Genomic DNA, 26,169 nt, shown 5'->3' with positions numbered 1-26,169 from the left:
CGCCAGAGACCGGACCGCCTTACAGCGGATCGTCGATCCGAAGCCGCAAGATCACGGAGCCCGCCACCGGGCTCGGCCAACGCAGATTGATCCGATCCTTGTTCGGTCCCTGCTGCGCCTCGAAATAGGGGCTGGCGTGGATCACTGCATCCGCCGCATTGCGCAACGGTCCCACCGCCATGACCGACTCGACCCCCTGCGCCCAGGCGCCGAATGGCAAGCGTGGAGCTGGCTCTACGACCCAGGTCGATGCCGCGCTGGCTTGGGTGTGTTGCATGACCAGCGGAGTCGTGACGGGGATGTCCACATTGTGAAAGCTGTTGTCGGCAAAGGTGACATTGCGCACCCGGTCATAGTCAAGGTCGGCAAAGCTGGTATCGACCGCCTCGACCCGCGTGATGGTCCCGATGGTCCGAAAGGTATTGCCCGTGACGGTCATCCCATCCAGAAAATGCCCCGCCCCATGCGGTTTGACCACGAGAAAGGTGAACCAAGGTGCCATGTCACTGGCCAGAAATACATTGTCCGTGATGCTCAGCGCACTGAACGAGAACTCGCTGGCAAACCCCGGCTCTGCGTCATGCTCATTGACCCATTCGACAAAACAGTTGTCGATGTAATTCCCGGTGATGGTGCCGCGATTGTTGATCCGCGTCAGAACCAACCCCGCCGCACGCACACCGTTCGTGGCGCTATCGCCCTGAAACACATGATTGCCCGAGATGATCGAACTGCTACCGGCCATGACGGCAAAATGGCGAAAGAGAACCACCCGATTGTCGCGGATCTTGAGGTCATTGGCGTTTGAGTTGAACCCGATCGAGCGCCGCTCCGTCGATAAGAGCGGCCCCTCGTTGGAGATGAATTGACAGCGGTCGATCATCATCCCCTGATCGCCCTCGCCATGGCTGGTGATGCCGCGATCCTTGGGGCGGGTAAAGAAACAGTCGCGGAAATGGTTGGCGGACCCCTGCGGCGGCAAAAGCACCCCGCTGCAATCGCCGGTGCATTGAAAGTCCACCTCGGAGACCACCATGCGCGACACATCCTCGAAGCCGCTGAAATCCAGCAGATACTTGAAGCGTCGGAAGGTATAGACCTGCGTGCCCGCCGCATCGAAAAGCGGCTGGCTGATGTCGAGCCGCTGGGCCGCTACGTTCTTGGCGGTGACATAGACCTCGCGGCCCACGCCATTGCCTTCGATCAGCGCGCCAACAGGAATATTGGCCACATTGGTCACATTGGTCAGGCGTTTGGAATTGGCGATGTCATAGCTGGCCTGCGAGGTCATGACCTCTGTCTCCCATGCCGGACCCGGAAAAACCGAGATCTGGCCATTCTGGATCACATGGCGCTGATTGTAGGTTGTCCGATTGACCACCGCCGCTGCCATGTCGACAGGTGCGCGCAGCGACACTTTGCGGCCGGCCAGATCAAGCGTGACATGATCCGGATTGTTCAAGAGCGCCTGATACGCTTTCTTGAAAGCCAGTTCGCTGTCGCCGAACGCATCTATATAGGCGGGCAGGTCAAAATTCTTGGTCAAGGCAAGGATCGCGGCATCGGGCATTTCGACAGTGCCTTCAAACCGGATACGGCTCTGGATCGTGGTGCTCTGACCTAGAACATACTGCCCCGCCGGAACAATGATCTCTCGCCCTTCGGCCGCGGTATCAGCCGCCTCAAAGGCTGCGTGATCATCCGCCACCCCGTTGCCAAGCGCGCCATAGTCACGCACGTCGACGGTGCTGATCACGTCGCGCAGAAAAAACCGGCTGACATCCTCGATGACGATATCGTCGATCCGAACCACGCCCCCACTCGGGCCAGTCAAATCGAGACCGAAATGTCCAAAGATCGCGGCGCGTCCCCAGGCCATGTCAACGCCGGTCCGGGTGCCTGTGCCCACGATGGCCGTTACCTCGACCACGTCGCCATAGGTGGTGAGCGCGACCTGCGGCCCGGTCACGGTGACGCCGGACAGCGCGACGCCGCCTGCGCCTCCGGCAAAGGCCGCGATCCGAACACTGGGCAGGTTGCCCGCAATCGCCTTGATCCGCACCCGGATCTGAAGATAACACCCGGGCAGAATCGGCGTCTCGCCCATGTACCGCAAGCGCTGCACGCTTTGCGTCTTTTGCAACTCCAGCGCCCCGCCGAAATCCTGATCCGCTGGCACAAACGCCGAATCGGCGGCATTGGCATAGGTGTCAGAGCCGGGTCGCCCGTCCTCGCGCGACCATTGGTCGAGACCGATTGCGAAGGGTTGCGGCATGAAAACGATGCCGTCGGTGATTGCCTTGTTCATGGATATCCCTTTCCTTTTGCCGCACCGCATGCGTGCTGCCCGTGGCCAGAGCGATGGGCCAGAGCAATGGGAAAGGGATGTATCAACGGACCATTAACCGTATGTCATGGCACCGTCACGGTGCCCGGCAGCACGCGCCACACGGATCAGGCTCACGGGATTGTGACGCCAACCTTGCCTGAAACGCAAAGAACCCTGCCGATTGGCAGGGTTCTTGACTCTCGCGCGGGACTATCGCGCGGGAGCGAAATCAGGACGCTTCGGTGATGAACTTGACCGCGTCGCCAAAGGTCTGGATCGTGTCCGCCGCATCATCGGGGATCTCGATGCCGAACTCTTCTTCGAATGCCATGACCAGCTCGACCGTGTCGAGACTGTCCGCGCCGAGATCGTCAATGAAAGAGGCTTTGTCGACAACCTTGTCCTCTTCAACGCCCAGGTGTTCCACAACGATCTTCTTAACGCGGTCTGCGATATCGCTCATGTCTTGTTCCTCGTTTTGTCTTGGGCAGTCTTGCCCGTTGTCTGCCCCCGCCCAAGCCGGGAAGTGGCGATGATTATGCCCCAATGGGCGGTTCTCGACTGCCTTCATACAAAGGCCACCGGGAGAATCCGCATATCCCTCCGGCTAATCTCGGTGGCCTATAGCATATGCGCGGGCAATGGCAAATGCTTTCACTCGGGCCGATTGTGACGGAGAGACCAGCCTCGACTCAGTACATGGACATCCCGCCATTCACATGCAGGGTGGCGCCTGTGACATAGCCTGCCTCGGGGCTGGCAAGATAAAGAACAGCCGCCGCAATCTCCTCGGACGTGCCCATACGGGCCATCGGGATCTGAACATAAAGCGCGGACTTCTGATCCTCGCTCAATTTATCGGTCATCGGCGTTGCGATAAAGCCCGGTGCCACCACATTGGCGGTGATGCCCCGGCTTGCCACCTCTGCGGCGATGGATTTGGTCATGCCCACCAGCCCGGCCTTGGCAGCGGCATAATTGGCCTGACCGGGGTTGCCGCTCGACCCGACGATTGAGCCGATATTGATGATCCGGCCCCAACGCGCCTTCATCATCGGGCGCACAGCCCCCCGGCAAAGACGCATCGCAGAGGTCAGGTTGACATCGAGCACGTCATGCCAGTCCTTGTCCGACATCCGCATAAAGAGCTGATCACGCGTGATCCCGGCGTTGTTCACCAGAATATCGAGCCCGCCCATCGCGGCGATGGCATCCTTGGTCAATGCATCGACCGCCTCGGCATCGCTGAGGTTGCAGGGCAGGACATGCGCGCGCTGGCCCAGGTCCGCCGCCAGCGTCTCAAGAGGCTCGACGCGGGTGCCACTTAGTCCGACGGTTGCACCCGCACCATGCAGCGCGCGCGCAATCGACGCGCCGATGCCACCAGAGGCGCCCGTCACAAGCGCGGATTTCCCAGTCAAATCAAACATCTTATGTCCTTCTCTCTTTAGCGCTGCACAGCATCAAATATCGGCGACGACTTGGGCCGTCGCTTTCACCTCTTCCGAGGTGCCAATCGCGCGGCAGGTGATCTCGCGCTCAATGCGCCGGATCATACCCGAGAGCGCCTTGCCCGCCCCGATCTCCCATATCTCGGTGACACCTTGTGCCGCCATGTAGATCACCGACTCGCGCCAGCGCACAGAGCCGGTGACCTGCTCCACCAATAGCGCGCGGATCTCCGCCGGGTCCGTCACGGCGCTGGCGCGCACATTGGCAACCAGCGGCACCACAGGTGCATGGATCGTGACATCCGCCAGGGCCGCCGCCATCACCTCGGCGGCGGGTGCCATCAGGGCACAATGAAAGGGCGCGCTGACTGGCAAGAGCATCGCCCGTTTCGCCCCCCGCGCCTTGGCGAGATCCAGCGCGCGCTCCACGGCTCCTTTGTGGCCAGATACCACAACCTGCCCCGGATCATTGTCATTTGCAGCCTGACAGACCTCGCCTTGCGCGGCCTCTTGTGCCACATCGCGGGCTGTCTCAAAATCCAGACCCAACAGCGCCGCCATCGCGCCCACACCCACCGGCACCGCCTGTTGCATCGCCTGTCCCCGAATGCGCAGAAGGCGCGCGGTATCTGCCACGCTGATCGCGCCCGCCGCCGCAAGGGCCGAATATTCCCCCAGGGAATGCCCGGCCACATGGCCAGCGACCTGCGCCAGATCCACGCCTTCGGCCTCAAGCGCGCGCAGGGCCGCCAACGACGTGGCCATAAGCGCCGGTTGGGCATTTTCGGTCAGGGTCAGCGCCTCCTGCTCGCCCTCCCAGATCAACGCCGAAAGCTTTTGTCCAAGCGCCTCGTCCACCTCGTCGAAAACTGCCCGTGCCGCCGGATAGTTGGCCGCAAGATCCGCCCCCATGCCGATCACCTGCGCGCCCTGCCCCGGAAATACGAATGCTCGGCTCATCTGCTCACCTCCCTTGAAAAGTGCCTCCCGATACATCGCCGCGTCTGCCAAAGCAACGTGTTTGCCAGAGATTGCACAGTGTTTGCGCAAGGATTGTGCAGACCCGCAAAGACGCAGCCCCCCTGTGCGCGGGCAGTCATTGCGCCTCTGGCATATCCAGCTAGATTAGCGCTGCAATCATGAGGACGTCTGCGATGCAAATCACCAACTCGGCCACCAGCTATGGCAGCATCACCAAGAGCTTTCATTGGCTCACCGCTTTGTTGATCCTGTCCAACCTGCCGCTGGGTTGGCTTGCCACCCAGGTTGCGCATCAGATCGAGGCAACGCCGACCGAGGACTTGATCGCACGCGCGACAGTCTTGTTCTCCCTGCACAAGACCCTCGGGGTCGCCATCTTCTTTGTGGCGCTCGCCCGCATTGTCTGGGCAATCAGCCAACCCAAACCGGGGCTGCTCAACGGTGACAGGACGATCGAGGCATGGGCGGCGGAAACCGTGCATTGGCTGCTCTATGGGTCGCTGGTTCTGGTGCCGCTCTCGGGCTGGGTGCATCATGCCGCAACCTCCGGCTTTGCGCCGATCTGGTGGCCGCTGGGGCAAAACCTGCCCTTGGTTCCGAAATCCGAAACTCTGTCCGAGATCGCCTCAACGCTGCATTTCGTGCTGATGCTGGTGCTTGCGGCTGCGATAACCGCGCATGTGGCTGGTGCGCTCAAACATCACCTGCTCGATGGCGATGCAACTCTGCGCCGGATGCTGCCGGGGCGCATGGACGCCATCCCCACCGCAAACCAACCAAATCACGCCCTGCCCCTCGTTGCCGCCCTCGCCATCTGGCTCGGCGCAGTCGGTGGCGCCACCTGGCTCGGCTGGTTCGGCGCGGCCGAAACCAGCAGCCCCGCAACACTGGCCGCGGTCGAGAGTGACTGGCAGGTCGAGAGCGGCCAGTTGCAAGTGACCGTCCAGCAATTGGGCTCCGCCGTCACCGGCAGCTTTGCGGACTGGACCGCCAATATCGCCTATTCCGAATCCCCCGATGACGCAGGACAACACGGCACAGTGGAGGTGACCGTCGGCATCGCCTCTCTGTCCCTTGGATCAGTGACCCAACAGGCGATGGGCACGGATTTCTTCAACACCAGTGAATTTCCGACCGCGCGTTTCGCCGCTGACCTGATGGCAACCGAATCCGGCCCGGTGGCGCGCGGCACGCTGACGATCCGCGATCAATCCGTGCCGGTCGAGATGCCCTTTGATCTGACCATCACAGGCGACACGGCCATCGCACAGGGCACGCTCACGCTGGACCGCCGCAATTTCAACGTCGGTAACGGGGTTAAGGATGAAAAATCGCTCGGCTTTGGGGTCGATGTCAGCTTTGATCTGACTGCGACGCGGGCAAATTAATCCAGCTTGCGCGCTTCGTCGATCAACATCACCGGGATGCCGTTTCGGATAGGATAGGCCAAATCGGCAGACCGGCTGATCAATTCCTGCGCCGCCACGTCGTATTCCAGCGTGGCATGAGTCTGCGGGCAGATCAGCGCCTCAAGCATACGACGATCAAACGCCGGAGGAAGCTGGATGTCATCGCTCATTGCATGATGTCCTCATTGTCACCGCCTCGCAGCACATATTCGATCAGTGTCACCAACGTCTCGCGCCGTGTGCTGAGCGACGGGGCCTCCAAAAGCGCCTGTTTGTCCTCCGGCTCAAACCCAAGGAGCATCGAGAGGGAGTTGATCAGCAACTCATCCTCGGCCTCTTTCAGCGAATCCCAATCCGTCTGCAACTCCCGCGCCTGAAAATAGCGGCCCAGAAGGCCAAGAAAGGCGTTCCGATCAAATCCGGGATCACTGTCCACCGGCCCCATATCACGCTCGAACCCGGTCCAGGAAACGCGCGCCCGCCGATAGGGCGTGAACCCCTCGACCTCGTCCTGCACGCGAAACCGCGACAGGCCCGTCAGGGTGATCATATACCGCCCGTCCTCGGTCTCGGAAAACTGCGTAACCCGGCCAACACAGCCGATCGCATGAAGCCCGGTGCCGCCCTCGCGGCCCGGCACCCGGTTGGGTTGGATCATGCCGATCAACCGCCCCGGTGTCTTGAGGCAATCTTCGAGCATCGCCAGATAGCGTGGCTCGAACAAATGCAGGGGCAGGCGCGACCGCGGCAGCAACAGCGCACCGGGCAGCGGAAAGACGGGAATGATCTCTGGAAGATCGAGCTTATGTGTCATGCCGCTTACCTAGCCCGCACCGGAGCTCAGGCAAATATCATTGAGCTCAATTTACGCCGCCCACTCAACAAGACCGGATCATTCGGCTTGAGCGCCTCGAAGATGGTGAAAAGTTGGGTCTTGGCCGCCCCGTCGTTCCACTCCCGGTCACGCCGGAACAGGTCGAGCAATTCATCCACCGCCTCTTGCGCCTGCCCATTGGCATAGAGCGCCTGCGCCAGATCGAACCGCGCCTGCGGATTCGCTGGGTCCGCCTCGACCGCCGCGCGCAAGTCGGTCACAGGACCGGCATCCTGCGCCTGCCGTGCCAGCGCCAGTTGTGCATGTGCGGCGTCAATCTCTGTCGCATGGCTGATCTCGGCCGGGGCACCGTTCAGGATCGCTTCGGCCTGATCCAGCTCTCCCAATGCGATATGCGCACGGGCCAACCCGGCATAGCCACGGGCATTCACCGGGTCTTCTTGCAGGATGGCGGCATAGGTCTGTGCGGCATCGGCCACGGCACCGGCCTCCAGCATCTCATCAGCGGCATCAAGCGCCTCGTCCAGACCGCCATCCGCCTCGCCGCCTGCCGCCGCGACAACCCGCGCGACAAAGGCGTCAATTTCGGAAGGGGGCAAGGCGCCCTGAAATCCGTCAATCGGCTGACCCTGCCAAAAGGCATAGACAGTGGGAATCGATTGCACCCGCATCTGGCCCGCGATCGCTTGATTCTGATCGACATTGATTTTGGCCATCTTGACCGCCCCTTTGGCGCGCGTCACCGCCGCCTCGAGCGCCGGGCCCAATGTCTTGCAGGGTCCACACCACGGCGCCCAGAAATCGACGATCACCGGCACGGTTTGCGAGGCGTCCACCACATCCGCCATAAAGGTGGCCTCGGACACATCCTTGATCAAATCGCCCGCCGCAGGGGCGCTGTTGCTCTTGCCAAGTTCCAGCATGTTCAGCCTCCTAATGATATTTGCCCCCTATATGTGGGCGCACCCGGCGGAGTCAAAGATCAAATGTGGCAAACACCGGCGCGTGATCCGAGGGCTGGTCCCAACCGCGTGCGCCGCGCAGGATACGGCTGGAATGCGCCGCCGCACGGATGTCACCGCTGGCCCAGACATGATCAAGCCTGCGCCCCTTGTTCGCCGCATCCCAGTCGCTCGCACGGTAGGACCACCAGCTATAGAGTTGCCCCTCGGGAATATCGGCACGGGTCACATCCTGCCATCCCCCGGCCTCCATCACATCGCCCAAATGTTCCACCTCAACCGGCGTGTGGCTGACGATCTTGAGAAGTTGCTTGTGGTTCCACACATCATCCTCACGCGGGGCGATGTTGAGATCGCCCACAAGGATCGACTTTTCGGGGCGGCTGTCCCGAAACCAGTCGCGCATCTCGGTGAGGTAGTCGAGTTTCTGGCCGAATTTGTCGTTCACCGCCCGGTCGGGGATATCGCCACCGGCCGGCACGTAAAAATTATGGATGACGGTGCCATTCTCGAGTTGGCCCGCGATATGGCGGGCATGTCCGAGACCCGCGAAATCCATCGCGCCCACCTCTGCCATGGGCAGCTTGGACAGGATGGCGACGCCGTTATAGCCCTTTTGTCCACGCGCCACGACATGCCGATATCCAAGCGCGGCAAAGGCCTCGAGCGGCATCTTGTCCACCGGGCTCTTGCATTCCTGCAAACACAGAATGTCCGGCATCTCTTCCTGCATCAACCGCGCCACCAGACCTTCGCGCAGGCGGACCGAATTGATGTTCCATGTGGCGAGGGTAAAGGGCATGCGGCATCTCCTGTCTGGGTTCGGGCAGACAGTAGAGCGATGCGCCCGGCGTTTCCAGCCGCGATTGCCGTGCCTCTGGACTAAATAATCCACCCAGGTCGAGACCGCCAAAACCGGCCCCAGAAAAAGAGTCCCCGGCACAGGGGCCGGGGCAGTCCAACAGGGAGGTTCATGTGTGAAACCGCACACATACTGAATAATAGCAGATTAAACGTCACGCGCAGATACGACTTTGATACAGGTCAAGAAACCGTGGTTTTTAAACCACAAGGCGATATCCGCCGGATTCTGTTACCAGAAGGCGAGCGTTGCCGGGATCAGGTTCGATCTTTTGCCGCAGGCGGTAAATGTGGGTTTCGAGCGTATGGGTTGTGACCCCCGCATTATAACCCCAGACCTCGTGCAGCAGAATATCGCGCGGCACCACACCTTCGGTCGCACGGTACAGATATTTAAGGATATTTGTCTCTTTCTCGGTCAGCCGAACCTTGCGCTCATCATCCGTGATCAGCATCTTCATCGCCGGTTTGAAGGTGTAGGGCCCAAGCTGGAACACCGCATCCTCGGATTGCTCATGTTGGCGCAGCTGTGCGCGAATCCGCGCCAGAAGCACCGGGAACTTGAAGGGCTTGGTGATGTAGTCATTGGCCCCGGCATCGAGACCCAGAATTGTATCGGCGTCGCCGTCATGGCCAGTCAGCATGAGAATCGGTGCCTTGACCCCTTGCTTGCGCATCAACCGGCAGAGTTCGCGCCCATCCGTGTCGGGCAGTCCCACGTCAAGGATCACCAGATCATGAATCATGTCCTTGATTTTTCCCATCGCAGCGGACCCACTGGCGGCTTCGAACACGTCGAAATCTTCGGTCATGACCAATTGCTCGCCCAAGGCTTCTCGCAGGTCATCATCGTCATCCACGAGAAGAATTTTCTTGACTTGTGCCATCTCGGTATCCCCTTCCGTGACAAGAGCATGCGGTACAAGCGACTTGGCGGCAAGATGTGCAACAACACATTCACGCCCAAGTGTTGCGTTGCGAGCGTTTCTTTCAATTCGTTACAAAAGCTTATATCTAACTCTGGTCCAAAGACAGGAGCGTCGCATGAGCCTTGCCCCAGATATCACCGAAATCGCCGCCCGTGCGCGCAGCGACCTGCGTATGGGCGTGCCTGTTGTGCTGGCCGGGCCGCAAGGTGCCGCGCTCATCATGGCCGCCGAAACGCTGGATGCTCAGCGTCTGGCCGATCTGCGCGCTCTGGGCGGCGCGCCGAGTCTGGCGATTACAGCACGCCGCGCCACCACACTCAAGGCGCGCGCCTATGACGGCGATCTGGCACGGGTTGTGGTGCCGCCCGATGCCTCGCTGGGCTGGGTTCTCGGGGTTGCCGATCCGGCAGATGATCTCAAGAGCCCGATGAAAGGGCCGCTCACCTCCGAACGCGGCGGCAACGTGGAGCTGCACCGCTTGGCATTGGCGCTGGTGAAATCCGCGCGGCTCCTGCCTGCTGCTCTGGTTCTGCCCATGAGCGAGGGCGCGGGCTTTGCCGCGCGCAATGGGTTGACCCTGCTCGACAGTGCCGCAGCCCTCGGGCTTGAGGCCACCAGCCCCCTGCACCCGGTTGTCAGCGCCCGCTTGCCGCTGGCGGTGTCCGAGGCGGGACGTCTGCATATCTTTCGTCCCGAAGACGGTGGTGAGGAACATTATGCAATCGAAATCGGTCAACCAGACCGCACCGCGCCCGTTCTGGCGCGGCTTCATTCGGCCTGTTTCACCGGCGATCTGATGGGCAGCCTCAAATGCGATTGCGGCCCGCAATTGCGCGGTGCTCTGGCGCAAATGGGCTCCGAAGGGGCGGGCGTGCTGCTCTATCTCAACCAAGAGGGGCGCGGCATCGGCCTTGCCAACAAGATGCGCGCCTATTCTCTGCAGGATCAGGGATTTGACACCGTCGAGGCCAATCACCGTTTGGGATTCGAGGATGACGAGCGCGATTTCCGCATCGGCGCGCGCATTCTGTCGCTCATGGGCTTTTCCGCCGTGCGCCTGCTGACCAACAACCCCGCCAAGATCGAGATGATGCGCCAGAACGGCATCGACGTGGTCGAGCGCGTGCCGCTGAAACTGGGCGAGAACGCGCATAACCATGCCTATCTCGCGACCAAGGCGGCAAAATCCGGGCATATGCTCTGACGGAGAGGGTTTAGAGCGGACAGTGGCCCCAAGCGGTGAGCCGCGCAGTGCCGGTCCGCCGGGTGGGCGCTACACCATAGTCGGCTGGCACTTTATCTCGGCCAAACACTTCCGCAATTTCAAGAGACTGCACCGTTGCAAAAGCGCCCGCCCGAGGGGGCGGACCATGCCAGAGGCATGCCTTCAGCATGACCGCTGCGCGGCGGCGCGTGCCGCGCCTAGATTCCGCGCTTTGGAGATTGCGGCCAATGTCCCCTCCAATCTCTCGACGCCACGCCCCCACTACGATCCCTGCTTCTCAAACCAGATGATCACCTCGCCGATTTCCACGCCAAACTTGTCCATATAGGCCCGGTTCAACACACGGCCCTCTTTCATCTGCCACATCCAATCGTCAAAGCTGACGCGCAATGTGCCCTCAGGCACCGGCAGATCAATCGTGTAGCGCCAATTGAAGGCATCGCCGCGTTCTTCCCCCATCGCCAGACCGATCACCCCCGGTGCCGTGCCTTGCCATGTCTGATCGCCGGTTTTGGTCAGGGTCCAGACGCGGGTCTCGGTGCTTCCGTCCTCATAGGTGAAATCCTCATCAAGCGTCAGGACGCGCCCATCCCAATCGCCTGCGACCTGCACCTCGAACCGCCGCCGCACCGTGCCGAACCGATCCTGAAATTGCCCATAGCCCACCACCTGCCCGTCAAAGAACTCTTCGAGGTTGAACTCTCGCGCAGACAGGCGCTCGTCACTCAGATCGGGCCGCCCGGCACAGGCGCTCAGCAGTCCCAGCGACAGCAGGATAAAGACAATGCGCATAAGAAAAGGCCCCCTGCGGTGATCACCGCCGAGGACCTAAGCCGAAGTCGCCTCTTAGCAAGGTTCAGACGCGCCGCGCCCCAAAGAGCACAGCGCCAAAACCAACGATCAGCACCCCGGCGCAGATCAGCAAGAGCTGCTCGTATTTATGCGTCTCGGGCAGGATCGCCATGGCCCACTCCGCCTCGCGCGCGAAATAAACGACCGCCCCGACCATCGCCGCCCCAAAGGCCACCAGATACGACCAGAGCGGAATGCACCACCCCATCACCAGCCCAACAATCAGGATGGGCGTGAGGAACATGCTCGCGGTGCCACTGACCGCCACCGCGTCAAACAATGTCTGATTGCCCCAGAGCGTGAGGCCAGTCCCCAACACCATGAAGGCAACCATCGCCATCCGCCCGCCCGCAAGCGACCGCCGGCCGAGTTTCAGCTCGTCCACCACCAGCCGCGCCGCACTGGCCAGCGCGGAATCGAGCGTGCTGATCGCCGAGATCAACAGCGACACCAAGAGCGCGACAAAAAGCCAAGCCGGGAACATGCCCGCCCAGGTTCCAATCAACTCCCCCTCATATTCCGCACCGATCAAGCCTGCCTGAATCCCGAAAAACCCAAACCCGATGATGCAGAGCGTCGAGATCCAGAACGCGTGCAGAAAGGATTTGCGCGTCGTCTCAGGATCAGCAAGAAAGCCGCGATCCATCATCACAGGATCATGTGCCGGATAAGAGAACACCTGCAACAGCGCGACCAGCAAGAGTATCTGCCCGTTCCACGCCCCCGCTGTGCCCGGTGCCGTCAGCACCGCTCCGATGTGAAACCCGGGGCTGAGCACGAGCGCGACAAAAGCCACCGCAAAGACCGCGAGAAACACCAGCATCTGCAAGACATCTGTGCGCAATGCGGCGCTTAGCCCGCCCCATGCGCTATAGATCAGGCCCAGCACCGCCACGATCAGGATCGACGCATCACGCGCCACGCCCATTTCCGGCAGGGCCGCCGCAAAGATCAACCCCACCACCAGCAAATTGGCGAACACTTCGGACAAGAGCCGTAGCCCAATCACCAAATTGTAACAGGCATTGCCCGTGGCCCCGAACCGGCCCCCGAGCCAATCCTGCACCGATCCCGCCCCTTGGGCGCGCAGACGGCTCACGATAAAGCCGCCCGTCACAAAGGACCCGTAATAGGCGGCATAGGCCAGCGTGCCCCAGATTCCGTAGAAATATCCCAAAATGGCCGAATTCATCAGTGACCGAGCAAAGATCCACGTCGTGACCTGACTCAGCACCAGCACCCAGAGCCCCGGCGCGCGGCCATCCGCCCCCGTGCCATTGAAGAACCCCTCAATGGTGGCACGCCGTGGCGCGACCAGCAGGCTACCCAAGATGACCAGCCCAAAGAGGCCAATGATCGCCAATGCTTGCATGTTATCTTTCCCCGACCGATTGTGTTGCCTTAGCGCTAGCCACACAACCCCCGCGACACCAGCCCAAAATCAGTGACTTTACAGTTTTGTGATCTCTCTGCCCGCACCCGTGCCTTGGGCAAGGCTGCGGTGCCGCCTAAAGCGTCGCGTTCACACCGCCTCCGTCCAAGAGGATGTTCTGCCCGACGATAAACCCGGCATGCTGGCTGCACAGAAAGGCACAGGCGGCGCCGAACTCATCAGCCGTGCCATAACGGCCCGCCGGAATACCGGCACAGCGGCGCGCGTGGGCCTCCTCCATGCTGATCCCCTGCGCCTCCGCCACCCCCTTGTCGAGCGAGGTGGCACGGTCCGTGGCATGAATGCCCGGCAACAGATTGTTGATCGTCACCCCCTTGCCCGCCACTTGTCGCGAGGTGCCTGCAACATAGCCGGTGAGCCCAGTCCGCGCCGCGTTTGACAGCCCCAGTGCTGGAATAGGGGCCTTGACCGATTGCGAGGTGATGTTGACCACCCTGCCCCAGCCCCGCGCCATCATCTCCGGCACCAGCGCCTTGATCAGCGCGATGGGGGTCAGCATATTGGCATCGAGCGCGCGGATGAAATCCTCCCGCTCCCAATCCGACCAGAGCCCCGGCGGCGGGCCGCCGGCATTGTTCACCAGAATATCCACCCCCTGCGCCACCTCTAGCACTGCGGCGCGCCCGGTCTCGGTCGTGATATCCGCCGCAACCGTTATCACCTCAACACCGAATTCGGCGCGAATCGCCGCCGCTGCGGTTTCCAGCGCCTCGGCTCCGCGCGCGTTCATCACCAGATCGACACCGGCCTCGGCCAAAGCCCGCGCACAGCCAAGCCCCAACCCCTTGGATGAGGCGCAGACCAGCGCCTTCTTGCCTTTGATGCCCAGATCCATCTCGCGTCCTCCTGCTGCTTCAACGCGGAATTAACACTCTGCGCGTCAGAATGGCCAGATGTTTACCAAAACCCGCCTCTCAGGGGGACGTGACGGGGACCACCCGCCGAGGCCCGGTTTCTCCGCCACATTGACGCCATGGGGCCATACACCTAAGCTAGCGGACCTGAATGGAAATCGCTCTTTTCCCAGCTTTTGGAAACGCCCCCGTCAATGACCTCTGACACTGCCCTGTCCGATCACATCATCTCCGTCTATCAGGGGCTTGATTTTCGTGTGGTCAACGGGGCCAATATGGGCGACGCACTGTCCTTTGCCGCCGAACTCGATCTCGATGATGTCTACGAATTGCAGGCGCAGGCCCGGCAATTCCGCCTCTCGCTGTCGCTTCAGGGGGGCGCTCCCTTTACCATCGCGCAGAATTCCGACATGGGCCGCCCCGGCGCTCAGGTGCATCTGGACAGCTGCCTCACCCTGATGTCCGGCACCGGGCGCACCACCGAAATGCTGGTTCTGGTCGAGGTCGATGACGCGGGCAATGTGGTCGAGGTCTTTGCCATGCCGCTGGCCCAGATGCGGCCCAAGACCGGCTATGCGCTGGTCGGGATCGACACTGACGATGTGCTGCAACGTTTTGCGCAGGTGGCCTGCGTGTCCTTTTCGCGCGGCACCCATATCACCATGGCGACAGGCGAACAGCGCCCGGTCGAAACCCTCGCACCCGGCGACATGGTCCTGACCCGCGATGACGGGGTGCGACCAATCCGTTGGGTCGGGCAGTCGACAGTGCGCGCAGTGGGTGATTTCGCGCCCATCCGGATCGTGGCGGGTGCGCTGCACAATGAACACGACCTGCTGGTCAGCCCCGACCACCGGCTCTTCATCTATCAGCGCTCCGATGCCTTGGGCGCTGGCCGCGCCGAGGTGCTGGTGCGCGCGAGGCATCTGGTCAACGGCGATACCGTGCGCCGCGAGAGCGGCGGTTTTGTCGACTATGTGCAATTGCTCTTTGATCGGCATCAGATCATCTATGCCGAAGGCATCGCCGCCGAAACCCTGCTGGTCGATCCCCGCACCAGTGCCGCCCTTCCTGCCGATCTCAAAGAGGCGCTGAGCCAGCAAATCGCGGGCAAGAACGCCCCCAGCCACCTGCAATTCGAAGTCGGTCAAGCCTTGCTCAATCACCCCAATGCTGCCGACATTCTCAAACGGGCGTCCACACGCTGAGCATATTGCGCCGCACCGTCCAGCCCTCTATATCCGGCCCCATGTTGGACACCCTTTCAAACCGCCCCGATCTGCCGGCAGAGATTGCCCGCCGCCGCACCTTTGCGATCATCTCGCATCCGGATGCGGGCAAGACGACGCTGACCGAAAAGTTCCTCCTGTATGGCGGCGCCATTCAGATGGCCGGGCAAGTGCGCGCCAAGGGCGAGGCGCGGCGCACGCGCTCGGACTTCATGCAGATGGAAAAGGACCGGGGCATATCGGTCTCGGCTTCGGCCATGTCCTTCGACTTTGGCCGCCTCCGCTTTAATCTCGTGGATACGCCCGGCCACTCGGATTTCTCCGAGGATACGTACCGCACGCTGACGGCAGTCGATGCCGCCGTGATGGTGATCGACGGGGCCAAGGGCGTCGAGAGCCAGACCCAGAAACTCTTTGAGGTCTGTCGCCTGCGCGATCTACCGATCCTGACCTTTTGCAACAAGATGGACCGCGAGGCGCGCGATACCTTTGATATCATAGACGAAATTCAGCAGAACCTCGCCATCGACGTGACCCCGGCCAGTTGGCCCATCGGCATGGGGCGCGATTTTGTTGGCTGCTATGACATGCTGAACAATCGCCTCGAACTGATGGACCGCGCCGACCGCAACAAGGTGGCGGAATCGATCAAGATCAACGGGTTGGATGATCCAAAACTGGCCCAGCATGTGCCCGCTAACCTCATCGAAAAGCTGCGCGAAGAGATTGAGATGGCGCGCGAACTCCTGCCCGCCCTCAATCCGCAATCGGTGCTTGAGGGTCATATGACGCCCATCTGGTTCGGGTCCGCGATCAACTCCTTTGGCGTCAAGGAATTGATGGACGGCATCGGCACCTATGGCCCCGAACCGCAGGTGCAAAAGGCCACTCCCCGCGCCATTGCCCCCGAAGAAACCGCCGTCACTGGCTTTGTCTTCAAGGTGCAGGCCAATATGGACCCCAAACACCGCGACCGCGTGGCCTTTGTCCGGCTTGCCTCGGGCCATTTCAAACGCGGCATGAAGCTCACGCATGTGCGCTCAAAGAAACCGATGACGGTCTCGGCCCCGGTGCTCTTTCTCGCCGCCGACCGCGAACTCGCCGAAGAGGCCTGGGCCGGCGACATCATCGGCATCCCCAACCATGGCCAGTTGCGCATCGGCGACACCCTGACCGAAGGCGAGGCCCTGCGCGTAACCGGCATCCCGTCCTTCGCGCCGGAACTCTTGCAACAGGCGCGTGCAGGCGATCCGATGAAGGCCAAGCATCTGGAAAAGGCGCTGATGCAATTCGCCGAAGAGGGGGCCGCCAAGGTTTTCAAGCCGGCCTTTGGCTCGGGCTTTATTGTCGGCGTCGTGGGCGCGCTGCAATTCGAGGTTCTGGCCAGCCGGATCGAGCTGGAATACGGTCTGCCGGTGCGCTTTGAGGGCTCGCAATTCACCTCTGCCCGTTGGGTATCGGGTGACAAGCTGGCGGTTGAGAAATTCACTGACGCCAACAAGCAACACATCGCCCATGACCATGATGGTGACATCGTCTATCTGACACGCCTGCAATGGGACATTGACCGCGTTGCACGCGATTACCCCGATGTCACGCTGACGGCGACCAAAGAGATGATGGTCTGAACCGGCGCGGCATCCGTCGCGCCGCACTCAATCGCGTTCCACCTTTGGCAGCTTGTGGGCAATGCCCTTGTGGCAATCTATACAGGTTGAAGACCCGTCTGGCGCATGGCCCTCCAACGCCACGACTTCCATCTTTTCGCGGGCGCGGCGCGCCTGCTTGTCGAAATCCATGGCTTCGAAACTGTGACAGTTGCGGCATTCGCGCGAATTTGTAGCTTTCATCGTTGCCCAGACATGCATGGCAAGCTGCTCGCGTTTGGCCTCGAATTTCTCCGGCGTGTTGATGGTTCCGCGCAGCGTATGCCAAAGCTCATTGCTGGCTTGGATCTTGCGCACCACCTTTGGGGCCCATTCATGCGGGACATGGCAATCGGAACAGATGGCACGCACTCCAGACGCATTCTTGTAATGCACGCTGGTCTTGTATTCCTCATAAACCGTGTCTCGCATCTCATGGCAGGAGACGCAGAACTCTAACGTATTGGTTGCCTCCATGGCGGTGTGAAACCCGCCCCAAAAGATGATCCCACCGATCCCACCAATCACCAGCAGCACCCCTTGCCCAATCAGAACGCTAGGCCGTGTGAACCAGTGCCACAGTTGTTTAAAACGTTTCATCATCACCGTTGTGTCCCAAGAGTTGCGCCGGGCACATCAATATGCGCCCGGTCGTTCATGTGGCGCGGTCGCGCTCTATTCCTTGGGCAATTCCGCCTCGATATAGGCGATCACATCTGCTGCGTTCTGGTGATCGAACGCCCGCAGCGCAGGCATTACTTCTTTGGGCTGACCGTTCAGCACCTTGTGCATCAACTCCCACGGGTTACCGGTGAGCGAGGCCAGCGGAGGCATTTCCTTGGGCAGCTTTCCGTCTGCTCCATGGCAATTGGCGCAGACGGTGCCAAAGACCTGCTTGCCACGCTCGACGTCCCCGACAATCTTGCTGTCGCTGACGTAATCGGCATAGGCGTCCTGCCCTTGGACCACGAAATTCGCCAGATCAGTCAGATCTTGCTCGCCAAGATAGTCACCATATCCATGCGCCGGGGCCGACAAGAGCGCAACAACCGCCGCCGGATCGCCACCTTTCATGCCATTTATGCCCTTGATCCCGGAAAAATGCTTGCCCCCGGAATAGGCGCCATCCACACCCATGCCGTCCCAGCCATGACACTCCTTGCAGCGCCAATTTGTTCCGGGCTTGTCGGCGTATTCCGCATCCGTGGGATACAGCTTGTGCGACGCGGCCGGTGCGTCTTGTCCGATTACCGAATACCACTTGTCATAGAGCCGGCCACCCCGCGCGATCGAGCCTTCATCGGCGGCATAGGCCGCAGTTCCGGCTACCATAGACAGAGCCGCCAACATCACTGGCAAACCACACGTCTTGGTCTTTGCTTGAAAAATCATTGCATTCCTCCAAAACCACAAGGGAGGAATGGACCTGAGAGCCAATTCTCAGATGACCTCCCCGTTCGGAGTATATGCCAGTCTCAAAAGGTTTATCTTGATGCAGATCATCACGTTAAACCAAAGGCTCTTGACTGCGGTCGCGTGACAGGCCGCATCTGACCTGCCACCACGGACCGCCTACAGACCCGAGATACGCCCTCAGGCGCGTTCGGAATATTCCATGGTCTCGGTGTTGACGATGATATCCTCATCCGGACCAACGAACGGCGGCACCATGACCTTGACGCCATTGTCGAGGATGGCAGGCTTGAAGCTGTTGGCAGCCGTCTGGCCTTTGACCACCGGCTCGGTCTCGACGATCTTGCAAGTCACCTTTTGCGGCAAGGAGGCATGCAGCGCTTCGCTGTTGTGGAATTCCACCGTGATGGTCATGCCATCCTGAAGAAACGGGCGGCGCTCGCCCAACAGATCGGCGGGCAGTTCGATTTGCTCATAGGTTTCGGTATCCATGAACACCAGCTTGCCGTTCTCTTCATAGAGGAATTGCTGGTCCTTCTGTTCCAGCCGCACCCGCTCCACCTTGTCGGCGCTGCGAAACCGCTCGTTGAGTTTGGTGCCGTTGCGCAGGTTCTTCATCTCGACCTGAGCAAAGGCGCCGCCCTTGCCGGGTTTCACATGATCGACCTTGACCGCGGCCCAGAGGCCACCGTTATGTTCCAGCACATTGCCGGGGCGAATTTCGTTTCCGTTGATCTTGGGCATTGCGTTCAAACCATGACAAAAGGTTGATAAGGGATTGTTGCTCCCTATATCTGGAGGGATGATGGGTGGCAAGACAACGAAATGTCGTTACGTGTCGGGCGGAGATATGCAGTATTTGCATAGAAGTTATGCATATGTGCTCTATCCGAATCACAAAAACTCCGCCATAAGGTCCGTCACGCCCAAAACGCAAGAGCAATAAGAACAAGGACGAATGATGAAGGATTTCGTTGACGGTACGGCTTTCAATGCCGAACAGGGCAACCGTGCTCGTAAACTCTTTGCGGCCGTCGTACTGGCCGCGCTGGATGATGCCATTTCCGACGACAAGAAATATGGCAACGGCCCCGAGCAGATTGCCCGCTGGGCACGGTCCCGCGATGGACGCGAAGTATTGTCCTGCGCCGGAATTGACCCGAATGAGCGCGTTGTGTCTGGCCTGATGGATTTCGTATCCAAGGGCGTGCGCACCTCCGTGGCCCTCTCTCGCGAAGAGAGCGAGCGCCGCAATGCCGCCGCACAGGCCGAAGCCGCCTGAGAGGCAGCACACTCCGCCGAATAGTCGAGGCCCTGCCAATTTTGGCAGGGCTTTTGCTTTTGGGTCGGGAAAACGGCACGCTGTGACGTGATCTGCCTTCCGCTGCGCCCCGGCACTTTGTATCACCGCCCAAGGACAGCAACGGGACATCGGAATGACACGCGCGATCATGATTCAGGGGGCTGGCTCGAATGTGGGCAAGTCGATGCTGGTCGCAGGGCTCGCCCGCGCATTTGCCCGACGCGGCCTGAGCGTCGCCCCCTTCAAGCCGCAGAACATGTCCAACAACGCCGCTGTGACGGTGGATGGCGGCGAGATTGGCCGCGCACAGGCGCTTCAGGCCTTGGCCGCCTTCCGTGCACCCCACACCGACATGAACCCGGTCCTGCTCAAACCCGAGAGCGACATCGGCGCGCAGGTGATCGTGCAGGGCCGCCGCTTTGCCACACTGCGCGCCCGCGATTATGCCCGGGCAAAGCCACAATTGCTGGCTCCGACATTGGAGAGCTTTCACCGCCTCGCCACCACAGCCGATCTTCTGTTGATCGAGGGCGCAGGCAGCCCGGCGGAAATCAACCTGCGCGCCGGTGACATCGCCAACATGGGCTTTGCCGAGGCCGCTGGCGTTCCAGTGATCCTTGTCGGCGATATCGACCGGGGCGGCGTCATCGCGCAAATCGTCGGCACCCAAGCCGTGCTTCCCCTCGACGATGCCACACGGATCAAGGGGTTTGCCATCAACAAGTTTCGTGGCGATGTCAGCCTGTTTGACGACGGTCTGCACGAGATAGCGGCGCGCACGGGCTGGCCCTCACTTGGAGTCGTGCCGTGGTTCGCCGATGCCTGGCGCCTTCCGGCAGAGGATGTGATGGACATCGCCTCGACAAAGGGCGGCGCGTTCAAAGTGGTGGTCCCCCGACTGGGTCGCATTGCCAATTTCGACGATCTGGATCCTCTGAGCAGCGAACCGGACGTCACCGTCGAGATCATCGCCGCAGGCCAGCCCCTGCCCGGGGATGCCGATCTGGTACTGATCCCCGGCAGCAAATCCACCATCGCCGATCTGGCGCATTTCCGCGCCCAGGGTTGGGATATCGACCTTGCCGCCCATATCCGGCGCGGCGGGCATGTGCTGGGCATCTGCGGCGGCTATCAGATGCTGGGTCAACGGATCGAAGATCCCGAGGGCATCGAAGGCTCGCCCGCGTCGGTCGCCGGGTTGGGGCATCTCGATGTGGTCACGGTCATGAAGCCGGAAAAGCGGCTGGCCTTGACGCAGGCCACCTATCTCGCCAGCGGCGAGACCGTCGAGGGCTATGAAATCCATCTCGGCATAACAACCGGCCCGGATTGCGCCCGCGCATGGCTTCACGTCGGGGATCGCCCCGAAGGGGCCGCTTCGGCCAGTGGTCGGGTGCGCGGCGCGTATCTGCATGGGCTTTTCGCCTCAGACCCGTTTCGCGCTGCGTTTCTCGCGGGATTGGGTGCCGTGTCAGACCTGCGCTATGGGGCCGATGTCGAGACGACGCTCGATGCCTTGGCCGCACATCTGGAGCGGCACATGGACCTTGATCTGCTCTTGTCGCTCAGCGCGGAAATCCCGGCTCAGTCGAAATCCTGACTGGTCAGCGCCCGGTGAATCTCGCGGCGCACGAGTTTGCGCACATTGCGGGTGATCCGCTCCCCTAACGCGCCTTGCAACTCCTGCCGAACGATCTCGGCGACCAGATCGCGCAACGCGTCCTCGTCCAGAACCGCATCATCCATAAACAGAGCATCGGTGCGCCCCGCCGCAGACGATTGCTCCGCGCTCTCCTGCGCGTCCTCCGCATCCTGCCAGTTTTGCGTATGGCGCTCTGAGCCAAGATCATCCGCCTCGGCCCAATCAGGATCGGCTGATGCCTCATCCTCTTCTGAGGGTTCAACCGCCTCAGTCCAGGTGATCGCCGAAACCGGACCCCCAGCGTAATCGTCCCCGGATGCACCATCCGGCTCCCATTGATCGTCCCGTCCGGCCACGAGCGCCTCAAACTCGGCAGCCTGCGTGCCCAGCTCGGATTGAAGGTCACGTTGCAGCTCGGCTTCGGGCTCACCCTGCGCCTCGGTCTCTGGCTGCTCAACCACAAGAGCTTCCGGCTCCTGATTGTCCGGCTCCGGATCTTCTGGTGTGGTGTCCTCGGACAGGCTGTCCTGCACGGGTGTCTCGGGATCTGCTTCGGACTCCCATATGCTCATGTGATCCGACAGAGTTTCCTCAGCAAGCGGCACCTCTGCGACATCGGGCGCGGTGTCCGCCCGCCGCGTGCCATCCACCCGCAAGGACGGGGTCAGCACCAACCGCTCCGCCCCGGAGTCAAAAACTCCATGCGGCACGGCTTTCGTCTCAGGGCTGCGATCGGATTGACCGTTCGACACCAGCCGCCGGATCGACGACAGGACATCCTCGATTTCCACATTGGTCACGGGGTCGGACATATTTTTATACCACTCTTGCCTGAGGGCAGTTTACCCCTCAGGACGACCTCGCACAACCGATTCAAAAACTTTTCAGTTCTTTCCAATTGCCCGCAACACCCGGTCGAGTTTCCGACCCTGTGGGCTGATGGCGATCGGGGCATCCTTGACCAGATTGTAATAGGCGGTTGGATCATAGGTCTGCACACCCAGATTGAGATCCCGCGCCGTCAATTCACCAATCGACGCCAACACCGAATAGGCCGCAATCACCACATCTGCATTGGCCGAAATCAGATTGGCCTGCGCATCCAGCAGATCCTGTTCGGAATCCAGCACGTCCAGCGTGGTGCGCGCGCCCAACGTCGCCTCTTCGCGCGTACCCTCAAAGGCGACCTGAGCGGCGCGCACGGCCTCGCGGCTCGCGGTGCGGCTTGCCCGCGCCGCGCGCAGATTGGCATAGGAGTTGCCCACGTCCTGCTTCACCTGAAGCCCGGCCAGATGCAGCTGCGCCAGTTGCGAATCGCGCTGCGCCATTGCCTGACGCTGAGCCGAATTCAAACGCCCGCCCTGATAGATAGGACCACGCAATTCGACCCCGACGCTGCCGGTGCGCGACATGTCGGGCCCATCCAGATCCTCAGACGCTCCGATCCGCGCCGTCAGGTTCACCGTGGGCATCAAAGCGGCCTCGGCAGCCCGGATGTTCAACTCTGCAGCCGCAACATTGTGCTGCGCCTGCAAGATGTCGGGATGACGCCGCACGGCCACGGCCTTGGCGGCATCGACATTCTCGCCAAGTTGCGGCAAATCCCCCGGTGTTTGCAAAGGCCCCGGATCGCGCCCCACCGCCTCGCGGAATTCCTCGATCGCGCTGGTCAGGTCGCCCTGCGCCGCCGCCAGCCCGCTCTGCGCCAGTGCCACGGCGGACTCCGCCTGCGCCACATCGGTCCGTGTGACTTCACCCACATCAAAGCGATCCTGCGCAGCCCGCAATTCTTCGCGCAAGAGCCGCAAGTTGTTCTGACGCAGCGCCACGAACTCCTGATTGCGGATCACGTTCATATAGGCCTGCACGCCGGTCAGCAGCACAAATTGCTCAACGCTGATCAGGGTCTGTCGCGTCGCAAGAACGATCTCTTTGGCCGACTCGGTCAAAAAATCACTGCGTCCGAAATCATAGAGCAGCAGGCTCCCCGTGATCCCAAGGTTGAGCGAGGTCGAGGTCGTATTGCGGTTGATCGTTTGAGACCGCGTATCACTTGAATCAAGACTGATCCCAGAGGTCCAGTCGATAATCGGCCGCAGGCTGGCCACAGCCTGCGCCACATCCTCATCGGCAGACCGCAGCAAGGCACGGTTCTGGTCCAACAAGCCGCTGTTGATATAGGCACTCTTGAGCGTGTCAGCCAAGGTCTCCGCTCGGACCGCAAGCGGCACGACGCTCAGAACCGTCAGTCCAAACACAAAGCCGAGGGCCCGCACGTTTCCTGTTTTCATGCTCTGCACTCTCTCTTTTTTTGCCGCGCCCGTCCCGTCACAGGGTAAAGGCCGCGTGCCTTTCAAATCCGGGCAGGATCGGCGCGCCCGCATTGAACGCGTAACGCCAACTGATCTGACCGTCGATCTTGTAACCGATCCGCACCACACCCAAGGCCCCCTCCATGAACAGACAGGCGATGCGCCCGCCGTCCTTGAGTTGCGCCAGCAACGCCTCGGGCAGATGGGCAACCGCACCCTGCACAGTAATTACGTCGTAGGGTCCATGCTCCGGCGCACCATCCGCAAGCGGCCCCTCATGCATCACCACATTGTCGGCACCTTGCTCGGACAGAGTGCGCTGTGCCTCTTCGACCATTGCCGCTTTGTCCTCGACCCCGACAACCGCTTCGGCCATGCGGGCAATCACGGCTGCGGAATACCCATAGGCCGGCCCGATATCGAGCACCAGATCGTCGCCCTCGATCTCCAGCGCGTCCAACATCTTGGCCAGCGTGCGCGGATCGAGCATCACCCGCCCCTCACCCAGATCGAGGTTCTCGCCCATATAGGCCGCCTCGCGCAACGCGGTCGGTACAAACACCTCGCGCGGGACCGAGAGCATGGCGTCGATGATCGGGAATTTGGTCACATCAGACGGGCGTACTTGCGTATCCACCATCATCGTGCGCCGCGCGGCATAGTCTGTCATGGTCTAAACTCTTGCGTTCGGAATCCTATCCTTTAGGTTTTCGCACAGAAGCCACCCGGCGGCAACGGCAATAGGTCCAATGCGCTTCGGGCAATCTGGCCATGCAAAACACCGCATTGCCCACTTGCGCCGCCCCGCCCGATCATATAATTCACCCCAACCACTTGGAGCGGCGAGTTGGCGGAGTGGTGACGCAGCGGATTGCAAATCCGTGAACAGGAGTTCGATTCTCCTACTCGCCTCCATTGGCCCCCTCACCATTGGCCCCCTCTTCATGATTGCCCCATAGCGGCGCCGTCGGCAGGATAAGGCCGCAACTAATCCGGCACGGCTGGTTCGACGCCATGACCTCTGGCCGTTGAGGTAGAGAACCGGCACGCCTCCAACAGACCGCTCCGAGACGCCCGCGCGGCCCTGTCTTGCCGGTGCCGCGCCTGCAGGATCACGCCACCAGAGGGGCGGGCACGGCATCCGAAGATGCCGCGCGACCACTTACTTCAGGATGCTTCGTCCCGCGTAAATCGCGGTCTCGCCCAGCATTTCCTCGATGCGGATCAGCTGGTTGTATTTCGCCAACCGGTCCGACCGCGCCAGACTGCCGGTCTTGATCTGCCCGCAATTGGTGGCCACGGCCAGATCGGCAATGGTGGCATCCTCGGTCTCGCCCGAGCGGTGCGACATCACATTGGTCATCCGCGCGCGATGCGCCATATCGACCGCTTGCAGCGTCTCGGTCAGCGTGCCGATCTGATTGACCTTGACCAGCATCGAATTGGCGCACCCGCGCTCGATCCCCATCGCCAGACGTTCCGGGTTGGTGACAAAGAGGTCATCCCCCACCAGTTGCACCTTGTCGCCCAACGCGTCGGTCAGGGCGCGCCAACCATCCCAATCGTCCTCGGCCATGCCATCCTCGATGGAAATAATCGGGTAATCCGCCACCAGCGCTTGCAGATATGCAACATTTTCGGCGCTGCTCAGGCTCAGACCCTCGCCTGAAATTTCATATTTGCCACCTTTGTAATATTCGGTCGCAGCGCAATCGAGACCAAGGTAAATTTCCTCGCCGGGGCGATACCCGGCCTTCTCGATCGACTTCAGAATGAAATTCAGCGCATCGCGCGTCGAGGACAGGTTGGGGGCAAAGCCGCCCTCATCGCCCACGCCGGTCGCCAGACCCGCCGCCGACAGTTCCTTTTTCAGCGTGTGAAACACCTCCGACCCCATGCGCACGGCATCGCGAATATTCTCCGCCGCCACCGGCAGGATCATGAATTCCTGAATATCAATGGGGTTGTCGGCATGCTCGCCGCCGTTGATGATGTTCATCATCGGCACCGGCAGCACGCGGGCCGAGGTGCCACCGACATAGCGATAGAGCGGTTGGCCGGAAAAATCCGCCGCCGCTTTGGCGCAGGCCAGGCTCACGCCGAGGATCGCATTGGCCCCGAGCCGCGCCTTGTTGGGCGTGCCGTCGAGCTCGATCATCGCCATGTCGAGCGAGACCTGCTCGGTCGCATCCATACCCGCCAGCGCCTCGGCGATCTCGCCATTGACGGCGGCCACAGCCGCCAGCACGCCCTTGCCCATGTAGCGCGCCGTGTCACCATCGCGCCGCTCGACGGCCTCATGCGCGCCCGTAGACGCGCCCGACGGCACCGCCGCGCGGCCCATGGTGCCGTCCTCCAGCGTCACATCGACCTCAACCGTGGGATTGCCCCGGCTGTCCAGAATTTCGCGGGCGTGAATGTCGATGATGCTGCTCATAGCGGGGAATCCTTTGCTGGAATTGGCTCGCGCCTGCCTTAGCAAG

General features: G+C 61.2%; 25 protein-coding genes and 1 tRNA gene. 7 read left to right on the top strand and 19 right to left on the bottom strand.

All coding sequences use genetic code 11. The annotated features are described in order from the left end of the window. Nucleotides 1-19: 19 nt before the first annotated feature. The 4 genes from VR71_RS09025 to fabD all read right to left on the bottom strand — a co-directional run bounded on the left by VR71_RS09025 (nt 20) and on the right by fabD (nt 4,740). Nucleotides 20-2,308, bottom strand: a complete 2,289-nt coding sequence (locus tag VR71_RS09025; RefSeq protein WP_045683122.1) for a right-handed parallel beta-helix repeat-containing protein — start codon at nt 2,306-2,308, stop codon at nt 20-22. 250 nt (nt 2,309-2,558) lie between these two features. After that, on the bottom strand, nt 2,559-2,792 hold the full coding sequence (locus VR71_RS09020) for an acyl carrier protein (RefSeq protein ID WP_008282321.1): 234 nt from the start codon (nt 2,790-2,792) through the stop codon (nt 2,559-2,561). Between the two features lie 229 nt (nt 2,793-3,021). Then, entirely contained in the window at nt 3,022-3,759 is a 738-nt protein-coding gene (gene fabG, locus VR71_RS09015; RefSeq protein WP_045683120.1) for a 3-oxoacyl-[acyl-carrier-protein] reductase, read from the bottom strand. Nucleotides 3,760-3,792: 33 nt separating this feature from the next. Continuing rightward, nucleotides 3,793-4,740, bottom strand: coding sequence for an ACP S-malonyltransferase (fabD, locus tag VR71_RS09010; protein ID WP_040651671.1), 948 nt, complete (start codon nt 4,738-4,740; stop codon nt 3,793-3,795). Nucleotides 4,741-4,934: 194 nt separating this feature from the next. Here fabD and VR71_RS09005 point away from each other — a divergent pair, with 194 nt between their 5' ends. Beyond that, nucleotides 4,935-6,149, top strand: coding sequence for a cytochrome b/b6 domain-containing protein (locus VR71_RS09005; RefSeq protein ID WP_045683119.1), 1,215 nt, complete (start codon nt 4,935-4,937; stop codon nt 6,147-6,149). On the opposite strand, the gene VR71_RS09000 is transcribed toward VR71_RS09005, so the two are convergent. From VR71_RS09000 to VR71_RS08980, 5 genes are all read right to left on the bottom strand, one after another. Beyond that, nucleotides 6,146-6,340, bottom strand: a complete 195-nt coding sequence (locus VR71_RS09000; RefSeq protein WP_009819131.1) for a Trm112 family protein — start codon at nt 6,338-6,340, stop codon at nt 6,146-6,148. The genes VR71_RS09005 and VR71_RS09000 overlap by 4 nt on opposite strands. After that, complete coding sequence (locus VR71_RS08995) at nt 6,337-6,984, bottom strand: LON peptidase substrate-binding domain-containing protein (protein WP_009819132.1); 648 nt, start codon at nt 6,982-6,984, stop codon at nt 6,337-6,339. Before VR71_RS08995 ends, VR71_RS09000 begins: the two co-directional genes overlap by 4 nt. A 26-nt stretch (nt 6,985-7,010) precedes the next feature. Then, entirely contained in the window at nt 7,011-7,928 is a 918-nt protein-coding gene (locus VR71_RS08990; protein WP_009819133.1) for a tetratricopeptide repeat protein, read from the bottom strand. Nucleotides 7,929-7,980: 52 nt separating this feature from the next. Beyond that, complete coding sequence (locus VR71_RS08985; protein WP_009819134.1) at nt 7,981-8,769, bottom strand: exodeoxyribonuclease III; 789 nt, start codon at nt 8,767-8,769, stop codon at nt 7,981-7,983. A gap of 259 nt (nt 8,770-9,028) precedes the next feature. Further along, entirely contained in the window at nt 9,029-9,715 is a 687-nt protein-coding gene (locus VR71_RS08980) for a response regulator transcription factor (RefSeq protein WP_009819135.1), read from the bottom strand. A gap of 157 nt (nt 9,716-9,872) precedes the next feature. Here VR71_RS08980 and ribA point away from each other — a divergent pair, with 157 nt between their 5' ends. Continuing rightward, nucleotides 9,873-10,961: a GTP cyclohydrolase II gene (ribA, locus tag VR71_RS08975; RefSeq protein ID WP_009819136.1), complete on the top strand. Its 1,089-nt coding sequence runs from the start codon at nt 9,873-9,875 to the stop codon at nt 10,959-10,961. A gap of 282 nt (nt 10,962-11,243) precedes the next feature. On the opposite strand, the gene VR71_RS08970 is transcribed toward ribA, so the two are convergent. The 3 genes from VR71_RS08970 to VR71_RS08960 all read right to left on the bottom strand — a co-directional run bounded on the left by VR71_RS08970 (nt 11,244) and on the right by VR71_RS08960 (nt 14,122). Then, entirely contained in the window at nt 11,244-11,774 is a 531-nt protein-coding gene (locus VR71_RS08970) for a DUF3833 domain-containing protein (protein ID WP_045683116.1), read from the bottom strand. Nucleotides 11,775-11,838: 64 nt separating this feature from the next. Further along, entirely contained in the window at nt 11,839-13,206 is a 1,368-nt protein-coding gene (locus tag VR71_RS08965; protein WP_045683115.1) for a sodium:proline symporter, read from the bottom strand. A 136-nt stretch (nt 13,207-13,342) separates the two neighbouring features. Beyond that, a complete protein-coding gene (locus VR71_RS08960) occupies nt 13,343-14,122 on the bottom strand; it encodes an SDR family oxidoreductase (protein WP_045683113.1) in 780 nt (259 codons plus the stop codon). A gap of 213 nt (nt 14,123-14,335) precedes the next feature. On the opposite strand from VR71_RS08960, the gene VR71_RS08955 reads away from it, so the two are divergent. Next, entirely contained in the window at nt 14,336-15,349 is a 1,014-nt protein-coding gene (locus VR71_RS08955; protein WP_045683111.1) for a Hint domain-containing protein, read from the top strand. Between the two features lie 41 nt (nt 15,350-15,390). Then, entirely contained in the window at nt 15,391-16,998 is a 1,608-nt protein-coding gene (locus VR71_RS08950) for a peptide chain release factor 3 (RefSeq protein ID WP_045683108.1), read from the top strand. A 27-nt stretch (nt 16,999-17,025) separates the two neighbouring features. Here the strand turns inward: VR71_RS08950 and VR71_RS08945 are convergent, their stop codons facing one another. From VR71_RS08945 to efp, 3 genes are all read right to left on the bottom strand, one after another. Then, complete coding sequence (locus VR71_RS08945; RefSeq protein ID WP_045683107.1) at nt 17,026-17,619, bottom strand: NapC/NirT family cytochrome c; 594 nt, start codon at nt 17,617-17,619, stop codon at nt 17,026-17,028. 72 nt (nt 17,620-17,691) lie between these two features. Next, complete coding sequence (locus tag VR71_RS08940) at nt 17,692-18,408, bottom strand: cytochrome c (protein ID WP_045683106.1); 717 nt, start codon at nt 18,406-18,408, stop codon at nt 17,692-17,694. Between the two features lie 201 nt (nt 18,409-18,609). After that, nucleotides 18,610-19,173, bottom strand: coding sequence for an elongation factor P (efp, locus tag VR71_RS08935; protein WP_009819145.1), 564 nt, complete (start codon nt 19,171-19,173; stop codon nt 18,610-18,612). A 217-nt stretch (nt 19,174-19,390) separates the two neighbouring features. Between efp and VR71_RS08930 the strand changes: the two genes are divergently transcribed. Continuing rightward, nucleotides 19,391-19,711: a DUF6280 family protein gene (locus VR71_RS08930; RefSeq protein ID WP_037248548.1), complete on the top strand. Its 321-nt coding sequence runs from the start codon at nt 19,391-19,393 to the stop codon at nt 19,709-19,711. A gap of 154 nt (nt 19,712-19,865) precedes the next feature. Continuing rightward, nucleotides 19,866-21,332: a cobyric acid synthase gene (locus VR71_RS08925; RefSeq protein ID WP_045683104.1), complete on the top strand. Its 1,467-nt coding sequence runs from the start codon at nt 19,866-19,868 to the stop codon at nt 21,330-21,332. On the opposite strand, the gene VR71_RS08920 is transcribed toward VR71_RS08925, so the two are convergent. From VR71_RS08920 to VR71_RS08910, 3 genes are all read right to left on the bottom strand, one after another. After that, entirely contained in the window at nt 21,317-22,186 is an 870-nt protein-coding gene (locus VR71_RS08920) for a hypothetical protein (protein ID WP_045683102.1), read from the bottom strand. The genes VR71_RS08925 and VR71_RS08920 overlap by 16 nt on opposite strands. 72 nt (nt 22,187-22,258) lie before the next feature. Next, the gene (locus tag VR71_RS08915) at nt 22,259-23,665 is read right to left on the bottom strand and encodes a TolC family outer membrane protein (RefSeq protein WP_009819149.1); all 1,407 of its coding nucleotides are present in this window, start codon (nt 23,663-23,665) and stop codon (nt 22,259-22,261) included. 37 nt (nt 23,666-23,702) lie between these two features. Next, nucleotides 23,703-24,356 carry a protein-L-isoaspartate O-methyltransferase gene (locus VR71_RS08910; RefSeq protein ID WP_045683100.1) on the bottom strand — a complete coding sequence of 218 codons (654 nt, stop codon included), beginning with the start codon at nt 24,354-24,356 and terminating at the stop codon, nt 23,703-23,705. 171 nt (nt 24,357-24,527) lie between these two features. Between VR71_RS08910 and VR71_RS08905 the strand changes: the two genes are divergently transcribed. Next, a tRNA-Cys gene (locus VR71_RS08905) sits at nt 24,528-24,601 on the top strand. A 247-nt stretch (nt 24,602-24,848) separates the two neighbouring features. On the opposite strand, the gene eno is transcribed toward VR71_RS08905, so the two are convergent. Next, the gene (gene eno, locus VR71_RS08900; RefSeq protein WP_045683098.1) at nt 24,849-26,123 is read right to left on the bottom strand and encodes a phosphopyruvate hydratase; all 1,275 of its coding nucleotides are present in this window, start codon (nt 26,121-26,123) and stop codon (nt 24,849-24,851) included. Nucleotides 26,124-26,169: the final 46 nt, after the last annotated feature.

Origin of the sequence: Roseovarius sp. BRH_c41, from assembly GCF_000961715.1 — a bacterium.
Taxonomy (GTDB): Bacteria; Pseudomonadota; Alphaproteobacteria; order Rhodobacterales; family Rhodobacteraceae; genus Roseovarius.
The sequence above is the reverse complement of the archived record's forward strand: the minus strand, read 5'-3'. Positions and strand labels throughout refer to the sequence as shown.